This is a genomic window from Glycomyces sp. NRRL B-16210, assembly GCF_000719515.1.
Lineage (GTDB): Bacteria > Actinomycetota > Actinomycetes > Mycobacteriales > Micromonosporaceae > Glycomyces.
The window spans coordinates 358414-373441 of the sequence record NZ_JOGR01000001.1 but is presented as its reverse complement, the minus strand read 5'-3'; the positions used below and the strand labels follow the sequence as shown (position 1 = coordinate 373441).

The window sequence follows — 15028 nt, the reverse complement described above, 5'->3', positions numbered from 1 at the left end:
CCTCTAGGCCTTCAGGAGGTTGGCGTCGTCGACGGAGGCGGAGCGCCGGGACCGGTAGATCGCCATGATGATCGCGAGGCCGATCACGACTTCGGCGGCGGCCACGGCCATCACGAAGAAGGCCATGACCTGCCCGTCGATGGTGCCGGTGGTGCGGGCGAAGGTGACCAGGGTGAGGTTCCCGGCGTTGAGCATGAGCTCCACGCACATGAACACCACGATCGAGTTGCGCCGCACCAGGACGCCGACCGCACCGATGCAGAACAGCATGGCCGCGAGGATCAGGTAGTACTCCGGGCTCATGACTCCCGCCCTTCGGTGTGCTTCGGGGCCGCCTCGGCGGCCGTGAGCTGGCGCGGCGGGACGTACTCCGAGAGGCTCTCGGGCTCGATCGAGCCGTCGGGCAGCAGCGCCGGAGTCGCGGTCGAGTCCGAGGTGGCGAACACGCCGGGACCGGGCTTGGGCCCGGGGTAGACGCCGGGCGCGAACCGCTCGCGGCTGTGGACCTTCTGGCCGCGGACGCCGCCCTTCTTGGCGACGTGCGCGAACATCAGGGCGCCGACGGCGGCGACGGTGAGCACGCCGGAGACGACCTCGAACGGGAACAGGTACGTCGAGAACAGCGCCTCGGCGATCGCCTCGACGTTCCCCTGGGCGCCGGTGGCCCAGGCCGGGTCGTTCGCCACGGCGAGTCCGGAGACGGCGCGGGCGAGGCCCGCGGCCAGCAGGGCGGCGAGGCCGATGCCGAGGCACACGCCGAAGAACCGCTGGCCGCGAAGGGTCTCGAACATCGAGTCCTTCGAGTCGCGTCCGAAGAGCATGAGCACGAACAGGAAGAGCATCATGATCGCGCCGGTGTACACCATGATCTGCACGAAGCCGAGGAACGGCGCCGACTGCATGATGTAGAAGACCGCCAGGCACATCATGGTGATCGCGAGCATGAGCGCGGCGTGGATCGCCGAGCGGGCCAGGACGAGGCCGATGGCCCCGCCGAGCGCGATCGGGGCGAGGATCCAGAAGAACACGGACTCGCCGACGGAGGCGCCCTGCGCGAGTGACTGGGCCAGGTCGATCACTGCTGCCCCCTCTTGGACGCGTCGGCCGCGCCGTCCGCGGCGGCGCTGCTCTTGGTGGAGGCGAGCATCTCGGTGAGGGAGAACTCCGCGCCCTCGCTCGCGCCCGGATTGGTCGGGCCCGACTCGTAGTAGGCCTTCTCGGAGTCGCCCAGGCGCATCGGGTGCGGCGGCTGCTCCATGCCCTCGATGAGCGGCGCGAGCAGCTCCTCCTTGGTGAAGATGAGGTCGCGGCGGTCGTCGCGGGCCAGCTCGTACTCGTTGCTCATGGTGAGCGAGCGGGTCGGGCAGGCCTCGATGCACAGGCCGCAGAAGATGCAGCGCGCGTAGTTGATCTGGTAGGTCTTGGCGTACCGCTCACCGGGCGAGAACCGCTCGGCCTCGGTGTTCTCGGCGCCCTCGACGTAGATCGCGTCGGCCGGGCACGCCCAGGCGCACAGCTCGCAGCCGATGCACTTCTCCAGCCCGTCGGGGTGGCGGTTGAGCACGTGCCGGCCGTGGTAGCGCGGTTGGAGCTTCGAGGGCTCCTCGGGGTAGTCGACCGTCACCTTCGGCTTGAACATGTGCGAGAAGGTGACGCCGAAGCCTTTGGCGAAACCGGACATCTACTCCTCCCCCTTTTCGGTGGTCGCGGCGGCGGCGTCCTCGTCGGGCGCCGCGCCGGTGCGGGCGGGTTCGAGTTCCTTGAGGGCCCGCGGGTTCGGCGGGACGGCGAGGTCGAGCGGCGGGACGGGGAAGCCGCCCATGCCGGTGTCGGGCTCGGCCGGGTCCTCGTACGGCTTGCGGCTGGGCCAGAAGAAGATCAGGGCCATCACCGCGATGGCCGCGCCGCCGGCGAAGGCGATGCGGGTCGGCAGTCCGTTGCCGGTGTCCAGGCCGATGTTCATGGCCGCCAGGACCATGAGCCAGACCAGGCTGATCGGCACGAGGACCTTCCAGCCCAGGCGCATGAACTGGTCGTAGCGCAGCCGCGGCAGGGTCCCGCGCAGCCACACGTAGAAGAACAGGAACGCCAGGACCTTGCCGAAGAACCAGATCAGCGGCATGAAGCCCTCGTTCGCGCCCGGCCACCACGAGTTGGGGAACGGCGCGGCCCAGCCGCCGAGGAACAGCGTCACGCACAGGGCCGACATCGTGACCATGTTGACGTACTCGGCGAGGAAGAACGAGGCGTACTTGAGGCTGGAGTACTCGGTCGCGAACCCGGCCACGAGCTCCGACTCGGCCTCGGGGAGGTCGAACGGGGCGCGGTTGGTCTCGCCGACCATCGCGATCACGAAGATCACGAAGCTCGGCGCGAGGATGATGAAGTACCAGCCCGGCAGGGTCAGCTCGAACCCGCCGATGCTCAGCGGCAGGCCCTCGGCCTGCGCGTCCACGATCGCGCCGGTCGACAGCAGGCGCGACTGGAAGAACACCGCCAGGACCGCCAGGCCCAGCGCGATCTCGTAGGAGATCACCTGCGCGGCGGCCCGCAGCGCGCCCAGGAGCGAGTAGGCCGAGCCGGAGGCCCAGCCGGCCAGCACGATCCCGTAGACGCCGAGGGCCGAGCAGGCCAGGATGACCAGGACGCTCACCTCGAAGTCGGTGAGCTGCAAGGCCGTCTCGACGCCGAAGAGGCTCACCTCGGGGCCGAACGGGATCACCGAGAACGCGGTGAACGCGCAGGTGACCGCGATGACCGGGGCCGCGATGAACACGATCTTGTCGGCGGTGCGCGGCATGGCGTCCTCTTTGAACGCCAGCTTCAGGCCGTCGGCGAGCGACTGGAGCAGCCCGAAGGGGCCGTTCCGGTTCGGCCCGGGACGCACCTGCATGATCGCCACCACGCGCCGCTCGAACCAGATGGTGAACAGCACCAGCAGGACCAGCACCACGAAGACCAGGACGCCCTTGACGAGCATCAGCCAGATCGGATCGTTCATGACTTGACCGCCTTGATCTCGTCCTCGGAGCCGGTCTCGGCCGGGCGAGGCGCGTTCGGGTAGGCGCGGATGGTGACCACGTCGCCCGAGCCCGCGCCCAGGTGGCGGTAGATCCCGCGACCGGGCGCGTTGGTCGGCAGCCACACCGTGCCCTCGGGCATGTCGGTCACCGCCAGCGGCAGCGTGATCCCGCCGATCGCGGTGGCGACCGTGACGCCCGAGCCCTCGACCGCGCCGATGGCCTTGGCCGTCGCCGCGCTCAAGCGCACCACCGGGTCCGGCGCGCAGCCGGCCAGGTGCGGGTTGTTCTCCTGCATCGAGCCGCCGTCGAGGAGCTGGCGCCAGGTCGCGAGGACCGCCTTGCCGTCCTCGCTCGTGCGGGCCGGCTTGTCGGCGGACCACTCCGGCGCCTCCTGGCGCGTGATCGGGTCCGGGAGTCCGGCGAGTTCGGCGCGGACGGTGCGCGTCTCGGCCAGGCCGAGCTTGAAGCCCATCGCGGCGGCGAGCGTGTCGAGCACGGCGTGATCGCTCATGAGGTCAGACTCGATGACCGTGTCGAAGGTCCGCAGGCGCCCTTCCCAGTCGAAGTAGGCCCCGGCCTTGCCGGTGACCGGTGCGACCGGGAGGATCACGTCGGCCACGCGGGTCACCGCCGAGTGGCGGATCTCCAGGGAGACCACGAAGCGGGCCGCGTACAGGGCCGCCTCGACCGCGGGGGCGTCGGCGAAGTCGTACGGGTCGACCCCGCCGATGAGGAGGCCGTCGATCTCGCCGTCGGCGGCGGCCTGGAGGATCTGCCAGGCGCCGCGGCCGTCGTTGCCGGGCAGGGACTCGACGCCCCAGTACTCGGCGAGCTGCTCGCGGTCGGCCGCGTAGGAGGCGAGGCCGCCGCCGGGCAGGAGCCCGGGGAGGCACCCGGCCTCGACCGCGCCGCGGTCCCCGGCGCGCCGGGGGATCCAGGCGAGGCGGGCGCCGGTGGCCTTGGCCAGGCGCACGGCCGCGGAGAACGCGCCTTCGACGGTGGCGAGGCGCTCCCCGAGGAGGATCACCGCGCCGTCCTCGTTGAGGGCGTCGCGCACGTAGCCCGAGCGTTCCCAGCCGGCGAGGAGTTCGGCCTCTTCGCCGGGGAGGGCCTCGATGAGGTTCGCGTCGAGCTTGCGGGTGCCGCGGGTCGCGAAGGGGGCGACGACGTGGACGCGCTGGCCCGAGGCGCGGACGGCCTTGCGCAGGCGCAGGAACGCGATCGGGCATTCCTCTTCGAGTTCGAGCCCGACGGTGAGCACCACGGGGGCCTTCTCGAGGTCCTCGTAGGTGACCGCGCCGCTGGAGGGGTAGACCCCGGCGACGGCGTGGGCGAGGAACTCGGACTCCTCGGTGGAGTGCGGGCGGGAGCGGAAGTCGATGTCGTTGGTGCCCAAGGCGATACGCGAGAACTTCGCGTAGGCGTAGGCGTCTTCGACGGTGAGGCGCCCGCCGGGGAGGACCCCGACGCGGCCGGTGCCGCCCTCGGCGCCTTCCTCGGTGGCCCCGGCGAGTCCGGCGGCGGCGCGGCGCAGGGCCTCGGGCCAGGAGGCCTCGCGCAGGGACCCGTCGGCGTCGCGCACGAGCGGCTTGGTGATCCGGTCGGCCGCCTCGATGTAGGAGGAGGCCCAGCGGCCCTTGTCGCAGTTCCACTCCTCGTTCACGGCCGGGTCCTCGCCGGCGAGGCGGCGCAGGACCTTGCCGCGGCGGTGGTCCGAGCGCTGCGCGCAGCCGGCCGAGCAGTGCTCGCACACGCTGGGGCTGGAGACGAGGTCGAACGGGCGGGAGCGGAACCGGTACTGGGTGCCGGTGAGGGCCCCGACCGGGCAGATCTGCACGGTGTTGCCCGCGAAGTAGGACTCGAACGGCTCGTCCTCGTAGACGCCGACCTGCTCGAGGGCCGAGCGCTCCATGAGTTCGATGAACGGGTCGCCGGCGACCTGGTCGGAGAAGCGGGTGCAGCGCGCGCACAGGACGCAGCGCTCGCGGTCGAGCAGGACCTGCGAGGAGATCGGCAGCGCCTTCTTGTAGGTGCGCTTGTCCGCGGCCTCCATGCGGGTCTCGGTGCGCCCGGTGCTCATGGCCTGGTTCTGGAGCGGGCATTCGCCGCCCTTGTCGCAGACGGGGCAGTCCAGGGGGTGGTTGATCAGGAGGAACTCCATGATCCCCTCCTGGGCCTCCTTGGCGACCTCGCTGGTGTGCTGGGTCTTGACGACCATGCCCTCCATGGCGGTGGTCGTGCAGGAGGCGGCGGGCTTGGGCATCCCGCGGCCGTTGCCCATGTCGGGGACGTCCACGAGGCACTGGCGGCAGGCCCCGGCAGGCTCCAGCAGGGGGTGGTCGCAGAACCGGGGGATCTCGATGCCGAGCTGCTCGGCGGCCCGGATGATCAAGGTGCCCTTGGGGACCGTCACCTCGACGCCGTCGATGGTGAACGTGACTTGATCGGTCATGTCAGTGCGCTCCGATCTTCTCGGCATCGAAGAGGGGCTGCTTGTTGCCTTCGATGTAGTCGAGGTAGTCCTGCCGGAAGTACTTCAGAGACGAAGTGACGCAGGAGGTCGCACCGTCGCCGAGGCCGCAGAAGGAGCGGCCGAGGAGGTTCTTGCAGGCGCTCTCCAGGAGCTTGAGGTCGCCGAGCGACCCGCGGCCGGAGAGGATCCGCTCGTAGACGCGGACCATCCAGTAGTTGCCCTCGCGGCACGGGGTGCACTTGCCGCAGGACTCGTGCTGGTAGAACTTCAGCCAGCGCCAGCAGGAGACCACCGGGCAGTCCTGGTCGGAGAAGATCATGACCGCGGTGGTGCCGAGGATGGACCCGGCCTTGGCGACGTTGTCGAAGTCGAGGGGGACGTCGATCGAGTCGGCCGAGAGCATCGGGGTGGAGGAGCCGCCGGGGGTGAAGAACTTGAGCTCGTGGCCCTCCTCCATGCCGCCGGCGAGTTCGATGAGCTCGCGCAGCGTGGTGCCGAGGGAGCACTCGTACTGGCCGGGGTGCTTGACGCGCCCCGAGAGCGAGTAGATCATCGTGCCCGCGGCGTTCTCGGAGCCGAGGTCCTTCCACCACTGGGCGCCGCCGAGCACGATGTGCGGGACGGCGGCGATGGAGCCGACGTTGTTGATGCAGGTCGGCTTGTTGTAGAGCCCGTGCGTGGCGGGGAAGGGCGGGCGAAGGCGGGGTTGGCCCCGCTTGCCTTCGAGGGAGTCGAGGAGGGCGGTCTCCTCGCCGCAGATGTAGGCGCCGGCGCCGGAGTGGATGACCACTTCGAGGTCGAAGCCGGAGCCGAGGATGTCCTTGCCGAGGTAGCCGGCCTCCTTGGCCTCGCGGACGGCGTTGCGCAGGCGCCGGGCGGCGTGGATGGCCTCGCCGCGGACGTACACGAAGGCGCGGGAGGCCTTGATGGCGTAGGAGGCGATGACGATGCCCTCGATGAGCGAGTGCGGGTCGTTCATCATGAGCGGCAGGTCTTTGCAGGTGCCCGGTTCGCCTTCGTCGGCGTTGACGACGAGGTAGTGCTCCTGGCCGTCGTCGGGCACGAACTGCCATTTCATGCCGACGGGGAAGCCGGCGCCGCCGCGGCCGCGGTGGCCGGACTCCTTCATGAAGGTGATGAGGTCGCCCTGGGTGTAGCCGAGGGCCTTGCGGAGGGCCTTGTAGCCGTCGAGCTGCTCGTAGACGTCGATCTTCCACGCGCCCGGGGACATCCAGCGCTTGGTGACGACGGGCTTGAGCTTGTTGAGGACGTCCTCGCGGGGTCGCCTGGGAGCTGGCACGGTAACGCTCACTTCGCTTCCTCTGGTGTCTTGTCCAGCAGCGGGGCGGCGGGGTCGAAGGCGGGGGCGGTGATGCCGGCCTCGGCGGCGAGGCGGGCCCCGGCGAGGGTGGCGTCGCCTTGGGCGTTGCCTTCGAGTCCGGCGGTGCGCTCCTCGTCGAACCCGGCGAGCTGGACGGAGATCTCGCGGAGGGTGCACAGGGGGGCGCCGCGGCTGGGGATGGGGCGGCGCCCGTCCTTGAGTTCGCGCACCAGGTCGAGGGCGCCGTCCTCGTCGACTTCGTCGAAGAACTCGTAGTTGACGGTGACGACGGGCGCGTAGTCGCAGGCGGCGAGGCACTCGGCGTGCTCGAGCGTGATCTTGCCGTCGGGCGTGGTCTGGTCGTGGTCGACGTCGAGTTCGTCCGAGAGCGCGTCGAAGACCTTCTGTCCGCCCTTGGACTGGCAGAGGGTGTTGGTGCACACCGAGACGAGCCAGTCGCCGGCCGGTTCGCGCTTGTACATGGTGTAGAAGGTCGAGACGGCCTGGACCTGGGCCTTGGTGAGGCCGAGGATCTCGGCGCAGAAGCCGATGCCCTCATCCGAGACGTAGCCGTCGTGCGACTGCACGAGGTGCAGCAGCGGCAGGAGCGCGGAGCGCTCGCGGCCCTCGGGGTAGCGGACGAGGATCGCCTCGGCCTGCTCGCGGATCTTCTCCGGGTAGTTCATCGGTCGCAACCTCCCATGACGGGGTCGAGCGAGGCCCCGCCGGCGATGACGTCGGCGAGGAGGCCGCCTTCGGCGAGCGCGGGGATGGCCTGCAAGTTGACGAAGGAGGGTTCGCGCATGTGGATGCGGAAGGGCCTCGTGCCGCCGTCGGAGACGGCGTGGATGCCGAGTTCGCCTCGGGGGGCCTCGATCGCGGTGTACACCTGCCCGGCCGGGACGCGGAAGCCCTCGGTGACGAGCTTGAAGTGGTGGATCAGGGCTTCCATGGACTGGCTCATGATGTGCCGGATGTGGTTGAGGCTGTTGCCCATGCCGTCGCCGCCGAGGGCGAGCTGGGCGGGCCAGGCGATCTTCTTGTCCTCGACCATGACCGGGCCGGGTTCGAGCTTGTCGAGTCCCTGGGCGATGATCTTGAGGCTCTCGCGGATCTCCTCGAGGCGCAGGAGGTACCGGGCCCAGGCGTCGGCGCCGTTGTGGGTCGGGACCTCGAAGTCGTATTCCTCGTAGCCGCTGTAGGGCATGGTCTTGCGCAGGTCCCAGGGCAGTCCGGCGCTGCGCAGGACCGGGCCGGTGACGCCGAGGGCGAGGCAGCCGGAGACGTCGAGGTAGCCGACGCCCTGGGTGCGCTCCTGCCAGATGGCGTTGCCGGTGAGGAGCCCTTCGTAGTCGTCGAGTCCCTTGGGCATGTAGTCGACGAAGTCGCGGATCATCGTGACGGCTTCGCCGGGGATGTCCTGGGCGACGCCGCCGGGGCGGACGTAGGCCATGTTCATGCGCAGGCCGCAGACGGCCTCGAAGATGTCGAGGATCTTCTCGCGGTCGCGGAAGCCGTAGATCATCATCGAGAGCGCGCCGAGCTCCATGCCGGTGGTCGCGAGGGCGACCAGGTGGGAGCTGATGCGGTTGAGCTCCATCATGATCACGCGGATGACCTCGGCGCGGCGGGGCGCCTGGACGCCGAGGAGCTTCTCGACGGCGAGGCAGTAGCCGGTCTCGTTGAAGATCGGCGCGAGGTAGTCGGCGCGGGTGACGAATGTGGTGCCCTGGGTCCAGTTGCGGTATTCGAGGTTCTTCTCGATGCCGGTGTGGAGGTAGCCGACGATGGGGCGCACCGAGCGGACGGTCTCGCCCTCGAGTTCGCAGACCAGGCGGAGCACGCCGTGCGTGGACGGGTGCTGGGGGCCGAGGTTGACGATGAGGCGCTCTTCGTTGACCGGGTCGACGGAGGCGACGAGTTCGTCCCAGTCGCCGCCGGTCACGGTGTAGACGCGGCCTTCGGTGGTGTCCCGCTCCGCCGCGTAGGCGTCGGCCGCGGGCTCCGTGCCGTGTTCCGTGGTGGTCACTTGTAGGCCCTCCGTTCGTCGGGCGGCGGACTCTGCTGTCCTCCGCGGGGGGCTTCGCCACCCCGCGCCCCCCAAGGGGAAATCCGGTAGGTCGTCACTTGTAGGCCCTCCGCTCATCCGGCGGAGGGATGTGCGCGCCCTTGTATTCGACGGCGATGCCCCCGAGCGGGTAGTCCTTGCGCTGCGGGTGGCCCTCCCAGTCGTCGGGCATGAGGATGCGGGTGAGGTGGGGGTGCCCTTCGAAGACGACGCCGAACATGTCGTAGGCCTCCCGCTCCTGCCAGTCGGCGGTCGGGTAGACGGCGGTGACGGACTGGACCACGGGGTGGTCGAGTCCGACGGCGGTCTCGAGCCGGACGTTGCGCCGGTAGGTCATCGAGGTCAGGTGGTAGACCACGTGGAGGCGGTTGGCCCGCTCCGGGTAGTCCACGCCGGAGACCGAGGAGCAGAACTCGAAGCGCAGGCTCTCGTCGTCGCGCATGGTCTTGCAGACCTCGGCGGTCCGGTCGGGCGCGATGTGGATGGTGAGTTCGCCGCGGTCGACCACGACGGCACGGGCGACGTCCTCGCCGAGGAGGTCCTTGAGGGCGCCGACGATCTCGTCGAAGTAGCCGCCGAGGGGCTCGGGCGTGGAGAGGATCTCGGCCGGGGCCGGCACGGCGCGGACGAGACCGCCGAAGCCGGAGGTGTCGCCGGTGCCGGTGACGCCGAACAGGCCCTTCGGGCGCTCGGTGCCGACGGGCTGGACCTCGTTGTTCTCGCTCATCGCTTGGCCACCCCCTTGCGGATGCGCAGCTGCTCTTCGTTGCCGGCCTTGACCGCCTCGGTCCACTCCTTCTTGCGCTGCTTGTTGAAGCGGTAGGAGGAGGGCATGGCGCCGGGCTTGACGACCGGCTCGGGGAGGTCGGCGAGGGCCTGGCGGCGCTTCTCGCCGAGGGGCTCGTGCTGGACCTTCTCGTGGAGCTTGAGGATCGCGTCGAGGAGCATCTCGGGGCGGGGCGGGCAGCCGGGCAGGTACATGTCCACGGGCACGACGTGGTCGACACCCTGGACGATCGCGTAGTTGTTGAACATGCCGCCGGAGGTGGCGCACACGCCCATCGACAGGACCCACTTCGGTTCGGGCATCTGGTCGTAGATCTGGCGCAGGACGGGGGCCATCTTCTGGCTGACGCGTCCGGCCACGATCATGAGGTCGGCCTGGCGCGGGGAGGCGCGGAAGACCTCCATGCCGAAGCGGCCGGTGTCGTAGCGGGCGGCGCCGGTGGCCATCATCTCGATCGCGCAGCAGGCGAGGCCGAACGTGGCCGGCCACATCGAGGACTTGCGGGTCCAGTTGACCAGCGCCTCGACGGTGGTGAGGATGATCCCTTGCGGGAGTTTCTCTTCGATACCCATTGGCTAGTCCCAGTCCAGTCCGCCGCGACGCCATTCGTAGGCGTAGGCGACGAACAGCGCGGCGATGAACATGAAGACGGCCCAGAATCCGAAGATGCCGAGCACGTCGTGGTGGACGGCCCACGGCACGAGGAAGATGATCTCGATGTCGAAGACGATGAACAGCATCGCGGTGAGGTAGAACTTCACCGGGAACTTCATCGGCCCGCTCGTGTTGGGCGCGGGCTCGATGCCGCACTCGTACGGGTCGGCCTTGGCGCGGTTCCTCCGGAAGGGTCCGGCGATGCGCGAGGCGACGATCGAGACGACGCCGAAGCCGAGTCCGATCGCGAACATGATCACGACCGGCACGTAGACCTGCATCGTTCAGAGCCTCCTTTCGGTGGAGCTTGCGAGCCGGGCGGCGGGCCGGCTCAGTCCGGGCGTGACCAGCCGCATCCCGTTGACGATGCGGTCGGCGGCGTCCCGGCCGGGCTGGTCGGTGAGGTTCGCGAGCAGTTTCAAGACGACGCGCATGAGCGCGGGGCGTTTGAGGCCGTGCTCGGTGCACAGCTTCATGACGGCCGGCTGGCCGATGAGGTGCACGAAGATCCCGCCCATGCGGTAGTAGGAGCCCCAGAGGCGGTCCATGCGGCCCGCGTAGGAGCGCAGGGCCGCCTCGCGGCGGGGGACGTTGGGCGCGCGGAGCGCTTCGGCGGCGGTCTGGGCGGCGATCTCGCCGGCCTCGATGGCGTAGGCGATGCCCTCGCCGTTGAAGGGGTTGACCATGCCGCCGGAGTCGCCGACGAGCATGAGGCCGCGGCTGTAGTGCGGGGTCCGGTTGAAGCCCATGGGGAGCGCGGCGCCGCGGACGGGCCCGTCGGCGTTGGCCTCGTCGGCCAGGCCCCATTCCTCGGGGGTGTTGGCGAGCCAGTCGCGCAGGAGCGCGCGGTAGTCGGTGCCCTGGTAGCCCTCGGAGGAGTTGAGGACGCCGAGGCCGACGTTGACGCGGCCGTCGCCGAGGCCGAAGATCCACCCGTAGCCGGGCTGGAGGACGTCGGGCTCGTTCGCGGTGCGCAGCGCGAGCCAGGACTCGAGGTAGTCGTCGTCGTGCTTGGCCTCGGAGCGGTAGTACTGGCGGACGGCCACGCCCATGGGGCGCGACTCGTCGCGCTTGAGGCCCAGGGCGAGCGCGAGGCGCCCGGAGACGCCGTCGGCGGCGATGACCAAGGGGGCCTTGTAGGTGCGGTGCTCGCCGTCGGCGACGGCGGTGACGCCCGAGACGCGTCCGGCGAGGTCGAAGACCGGGGCGGTGACCTTGACGCCGGTGAGGAGCTTGGCGCCGGCGGCGACGGCGCGGTCGGCGAGGATCTGGTCGAAGTCGAGGCGGGTGCGGGTGAGCCCGTAGTCGGGGAAGTGGTCCAGGGTCGGCCAGTCGAGTTCGATGGAGATCCCGTCGGCGACCACGCGCAGGCCCCGGTTGCGGATCCAGCCGGCGGATTCGGAGGTGTCCACGCCCATCTTGAGCAGCTGGGCGACCGAGCGCGGGGTCAGTCCGTCGCCGCAGACCTTCTCGCGGGGGAAGCGGGTCTTCTCCAGCAGCAGTACGTCGAGGCCCCGGGTCGCCAGGTGGTAGGCCGCGGCCGAGCCACCTGGTCCCGCGCCGACGACGATGACGTCGGCATCCGGGGCTGCGTGAGTGGTCACGGGCGTCCTCTCAGGCGGATGGGGTGGTGATCCTTTTAACGATCAGCCTACTTGTGAAGCTCTTCACAAGCGTTTGCCGCAAGTCTAGAACTCCGCTATCCACGCATTGTCACTTAGGTCCGCCTAAGTCGTCATTATTCGAGGTCACGATGCGTACAGGCGTCGCTGAACCGGAGGTGCGGAAGCGAAGGGAGCGTCAGCGGTGACAACGGCCCGGTTCGTGAACAACCCGACAGCGCGCGGCCCTCGCCACTCGAAACGCGCGGAAACACTCTCGTAACACCCGACGGGCACGCACCGTGGCCATCGCCACATCGTTCGAATTTGAACTTCAACCGGCGCACCGCTAGAGTCGACTGGTAATTCAAATCTGAACTAGTTAGACCGCTCCTGGAAGAGGTTGCACATGTCTGAAGTCGCCCCCGTCAAGGTCGCCGTGATCTTCTACTCGGCCACCGGCAACGTGACCGCCCTGGCCCGCCAGCTCGCGACCGCCGCCGAGAAGGCCGGCGCCGAGGTCAAACTGCTCCGCGTGGCCGAACTGGCCCCGCAGGCCGCGATCGACTCCAACCCGGCATGGGCCGAGAACGTCAAGGCGATCGCCGACATCCCCGTGGCCACGCCCGAGGACGTCGAGTGGGCCGACGCGGTCATCTTCGGCTCCCCCACCCGCTTCGGGAACGTCGCCTCGCAGCTCAAGCAGTTCCTCGACACCCTCGGGGGCCTGTGGTTCCAGGGCAAGCTCGCCGGGAAGGTCTACTCGGGCTTCGCCGCGGCCTCGGGCAAGCACGGCGGCAACGAGTCGACGATCCTGGCGCTGTACAACACGGTGCACCACTTCGGCGGCATCGTGGTGGCCCCGGGCTACGCGAACGAAGCACTGTTCGCGAACGCCTCGCCGTACGGCGTGTCGCACTGGAACGGCAACGACATCGACGAGACGACCTTCGCGGCCGCGACCGCCCAGGCCGAGCGAGTGGTCGCCACCGCGGCAGCCCTGAACATCGGCCGAGCAGCCCTGGCCGCATAGCAGAAAACGAAGCGCCCGCCCGGACCCACCAGGCGGGCGCTTCCGCGTCCGATGGCGGCGTACGGGCCGCTCTCATTGATCCGTTTCCAGAATCGCGTCGTGGGCGGCGATGAACCCTTCATCCTTCACGAAAACCTGTCTTACAAGCACCTGTCGGTACCCCGTGGGTCCGACGAACGCGATCTTGCCGTCTTCGGCGACAAGGCGGCCATGGTGCCGCGAAGAGGGGTAATGGCGTTCGGCTCTGGTGAAGTGGCTGATCAGGATCAGCGAATTGTCGGAGGCGCGGTACACCCCGAACGGGGTCGTCAACGCACGGAACGCGCTGAAGAGCACGAAACCGTGTACGAGTCCCCACCAGATGCTCATCCAAGTCGACGGATTGAACTGGACCCGCGGCTCGAAGAACAGTGCCCCTCCGAAGAAATACACGACGTTCAATGGCACCAGAAGTAGGAACGCGACAGCGATCCAACTCGTCCGATGACGCAGCTCGATGTATTCCTGTTCCTCTCGAGGCGCCCCATCACGGGCTCTTACCAATCGGTCACCCCCAGGTCGTCTCGCTGCGCCGAGGGGAGGTCCGGATCGGTGCCTGCGGCCACGGACTCGAGATCACTCATCAACGAACGAGCGGCATTCTCCGTCTTCACCGCTTCGTCGATCTGGGCCACGATGTACGACAGCAGTGTCCCGACGATGAGTAGGACGGCAGAGACCAACCAGCCCAGACCTGGAATGGCCGCGCAAGCGGTGATGAGAGCAGATCCGCCGTTGAGCACATTCTTGAGAGCTCCACCCCACCCATTGGCTTCCGCTTCGTAGACACCGTTCTTTACATCGACCAGGATCGAGATGAGTTCGGTGTTCGCCGTCGAGAGAAGTTCAGCCACTTCCTCGCCGAGATTGATCAGGGCCATCGAGTGGCTCTCGGTCTTGGCTTTCACCTCTTCGAAGTAGAGATCGAGTCCACGGTGCCCGCCTCCTCCGCAGATGTAGTCCTCGAAGGCGTCGGCATCGCCTCCCTGCCAACTGTTGGAGAGCAGCTCCTTGAAGGAGGAGTCCTGAAGGGTGGCGTACACCTCCTGCGCACGGTGATGCAGGCGCGCGCCGTGGTTGCGGATCTCGTTGACATCGATGTTCGCGAGGATGTTGAGGATGTGGCTGGGTTTGAGGTCGTCATCGCCGATGTAGTGCACGGCGAGCTCGTCGGCCAGAGCGATCTCGTTCTTGTATTCCTCGTGCATGTCCACGATGGGGTTGTAGAAGGTATCGAAGCTGGTCGGCACTCCGGACATATCGGCCTCCTCGGCTATTCGGCGTCGCTGGCGTTGTTGATCTCGAACACTGCCGCGTCCTCGTCGTTCTGCCGGCGCTGCACGAAGTCGTTGAGGTCGGTCTGGATCCCGGTGAGTTCCTCGTGGACTCGCAGCGCCTCTGCATTGCGGCCGTCGTAGACCGAATTGAGGGTGGCCTCGATATCGCCGTACCAGGGCGCGATAGGGCCGCCGAACCAGTCGGGGTCGAGTCGGAGGGCCTGGTCGAGATCGCTGTTCGCCTGCAACCCTGAGGCAGCGGTGGACAGGAGTTGGCCGTCGTAGTCTGCGACCGTGGTGGCGCGTTCACCGATCTTGGCGGCGTAAGCGCTCACTTCGTCGGGCTCGAAGACGATGGACATGGTCACCGCTCTCCATTTCCAGAGAGAGTTCTCAGGACCTCGGCTGCCCTGACGGCGGCGTCTTGCGTCTGACGCGCATGGGCTCGTACGGCTTGGTTGTAGGTGTCGATAACGATCATCTTCACCTCGTACTCCTCATAGGAGTAGGTACGGCTGCGCTCGATGGCGACCTCGGGCCGACCGAGCACGTCGAGCTTGACTGTGACCATGCCGTCGTGGCTGGTCATCTCAGTGCCATTCAACATCGGCATCCGTTCGCGCGCCCGCTGCAATCGTTCCGACGCCCGCCTCGCACGCTCGATGAAGCGGCTGCTTTTGGTTGCACCCAAACCCCAAGCGCCCCAACGCCATCAAGCCGTCACCCACCGCATCAATCACACTTCACGGCTG

16 protein-coding genes and 1 pseudogene are annotated in these 15028 nt (G+C 68.5%); 1 reads left to right on the top strand and 16 read right to left on the bottom strand.

The window, feature by feature from the left end; all coding sequences use genetic code 11:
- Positions 1-3: 3 nt before the first annotated feature.
- The 12 genes and pseudogenes from nuoK to IF12_RS0101675 all read right to left on the bottom strand — a co-directional run bounded on the left by nuoK (position 4) and on the right by IF12_RS0101675 (position 11930).
- Complete coding sequence (gene nuoK, locus IF12_RS0101730; protein ID WP_030144541.1) at positions 4-303, bottom strand: NADH-quinone oxidoreductase subunit NuoK; 300 nt, start codon at positions 301-303, stop codon at positions 4-6.
- Entirely contained in the window at positions 300-1076 is a 777-nt protein-coding gene (locus IF12_RS0101725) for an NADH-quinone oxidoreductase subunit J (RefSeq protein WP_051703885.1), read from the bottom strand. The genes nuoK and IF12_RS0101725 overlap by 4 nt, the downstream gene beginning before the upstream one ends.
- Positions 1076-1681 carry an NADH-quinone oxidoreductase subunit NuoI gene (gene nuoI / locus IF12_RS0101720; RefSeq protein WP_030144539.1) on the bottom strand — a complete coding sequence of 202 codons (606 nt, stop codon included), beginning with the start codon at positions 1679-1681 and terminating at the stop codon, positions 1076-1078. Before nuoI ends, IF12_RS0101725 begins: the two co-directional genes overlap by 1 nt.
- A complete protein-coding gene (gene nuoH / locus IF12_RS0101715) occupies positions 1682-3001 on the bottom strand; it encodes an NADH-quinone oxidoreductase subunit NuoH (RefSeq protein WP_051703837.1) in 1320 nt (439 codons plus the stop codon).
- Entirely contained in the window at positions 2998-5475 is a 2478-nt protein-coding gene (locus IF12_RS0101710; protein WP_051703836.1) for an NADH-quinone oxidoreductase subunit G, read from the bottom strand. The genes nuoH and IF12_RS0101710 overlap by 4 nt, the downstream gene beginning before the upstream one ends.
- Before the next feature lies 1 nt (position 5476).
- On the bottom strand, positions 5477-6727 hold the full coding sequence (gene nuoF / locus IF12_RS0101705; RefSeq protein WP_051703884.1) for an NADH-quinone oxidoreductase subunit NuoF: 1251 nt from the start codon (positions 6725-6727) through the stop codon (positions 5477-5479).
- A 98-nt stretch (positions 6728-6825) separates the two neighbouring features.
- Positions 6826-7503 (bottom strand): annotated as a pseudogene (gene nuoE / locus IF12_RS0101700) (NADH-quinone oxidoreductase subunit NuoE); the annotation flags it as partial.
- Positions 7500-8846, bottom strand: a complete 1347-nt coding sequence (locus IF12_RS0101695; protein ID WP_030144534.1) for an NADH-quinone oxidoreductase subunit D — start codon at positions 8844-8846, stop codon at positions 7500-7502. The pseudogene nuoE and the gene IF12_RS0101695, both read right to left, overlap by 4 nt.
- 94 nt (positions 8847-8940) lie before the next feature.
- Positions 8941-9612: an NADH-quinone oxidoreductase subunit C gene (locus tag IF12_RS0101690; protein WP_030144533.1), complete on the bottom strand. Its 672-nt coding sequence runs from the start codon at positions 9610-9612 to the stop codon at positions 8941-8943.
- Complete coding sequence (locus IF12_RS0101685; RefSeq protein ID WP_030144532.1) at positions 9609-10244, bottom strand: NADH-quinone oxidoreductase subunit B family protein; 636 nt, start codon at positions 10242-10244, stop codon at positions 9609-9611. The genes IF12_RS0101690 and IF12_RS0101685 overlap by 4 nt, the downstream gene beginning before the upstream one ends.
- 3 nt (positions 10245-10247) lie before the next feature.
- The gene (locus IF12_RS0101680; protein WP_030144531.1) at positions 10248-10607 is read right to left on the bottom strand and encodes an NADH-quinone oxidoreductase subunit A; all 360 of its coding nucleotides are present in this window, start codon (positions 10605-10607) and stop codon (positions 10248-10250) included.
- 3 nt (positions 10608-10610) lie between these two features.
- A complete protein-coding gene (locus IF12_RS0101675) occupies positions 10611-11930 on the bottom strand; it encodes a geranylgeranyl reductase family protein (protein ID WP_051703835.1) in 1320 nt (439 codons plus the stop codon).
- A 406-nt stretch (positions 11931-12336) separates the two neighbouring features.
- On the opposite strand from IF12_RS0101675, the gene wrbA reads away from it, so the two are divergent.
- Complete coding sequence (wrbA, locus tag IF12_RS0101670; RefSeq protein ID WP_030144529.1) at positions 12337-12960, top strand: NAD(P)H:quinone oxidoreductase; 624 nt, start codon at positions 12337-12339, stop codon at positions 12958-12960.
- 72 nt (positions 12961-13032) lie between these two features.
- Here the strand turns inward: wrbA and IF12_RS0101665 are convergent, their stop codons facing one another.
- From IF12_RS0101665 to IF12_RS0101650, 4 genes are all read right to left on the bottom strand, one after another.
- Positions 13033-13407, bottom strand: a complete 375-nt coding sequence (locus IF12_RS0101665) for a hypothetical protein (RefSeq protein ID WP_133884145.1) — start codon at positions 13405-13407, stop codon at positions 13033-13035.
- Between the two features lie 89 nt (positions 13408-13496).
- Entirely contained in the window at positions 13497-14258 is a 762-nt protein-coding gene (locus tag IF12_RS0101660; protein ID WP_030144527.1) for a hypothetical protein, read from the bottom strand.
- A gap of 14 nt (positions 14259-14272) precedes the next feature.
- Positions 14273-14638: a hypothetical protein gene (locus tag IF12_RS0101655; protein WP_030144526.1), complete on the bottom strand. Its 366-nt coding sequence runs from the start codon at positions 14636-14638 to the stop codon at positions 14273-14275.
- Between the two features lie 2 nt (positions 14639-14640).
- Positions 14641-14967: a hypothetical protein gene (locus IF12_RS0101650; RefSeq protein ID WP_133884143.1), complete on the bottom strand. Its 327-nt coding sequence runs from the start codon at positions 14965-14967 to the stop codon at positions 14641-14643.
- Positions 14968-15028: the final 61 nt, after the last annotated feature.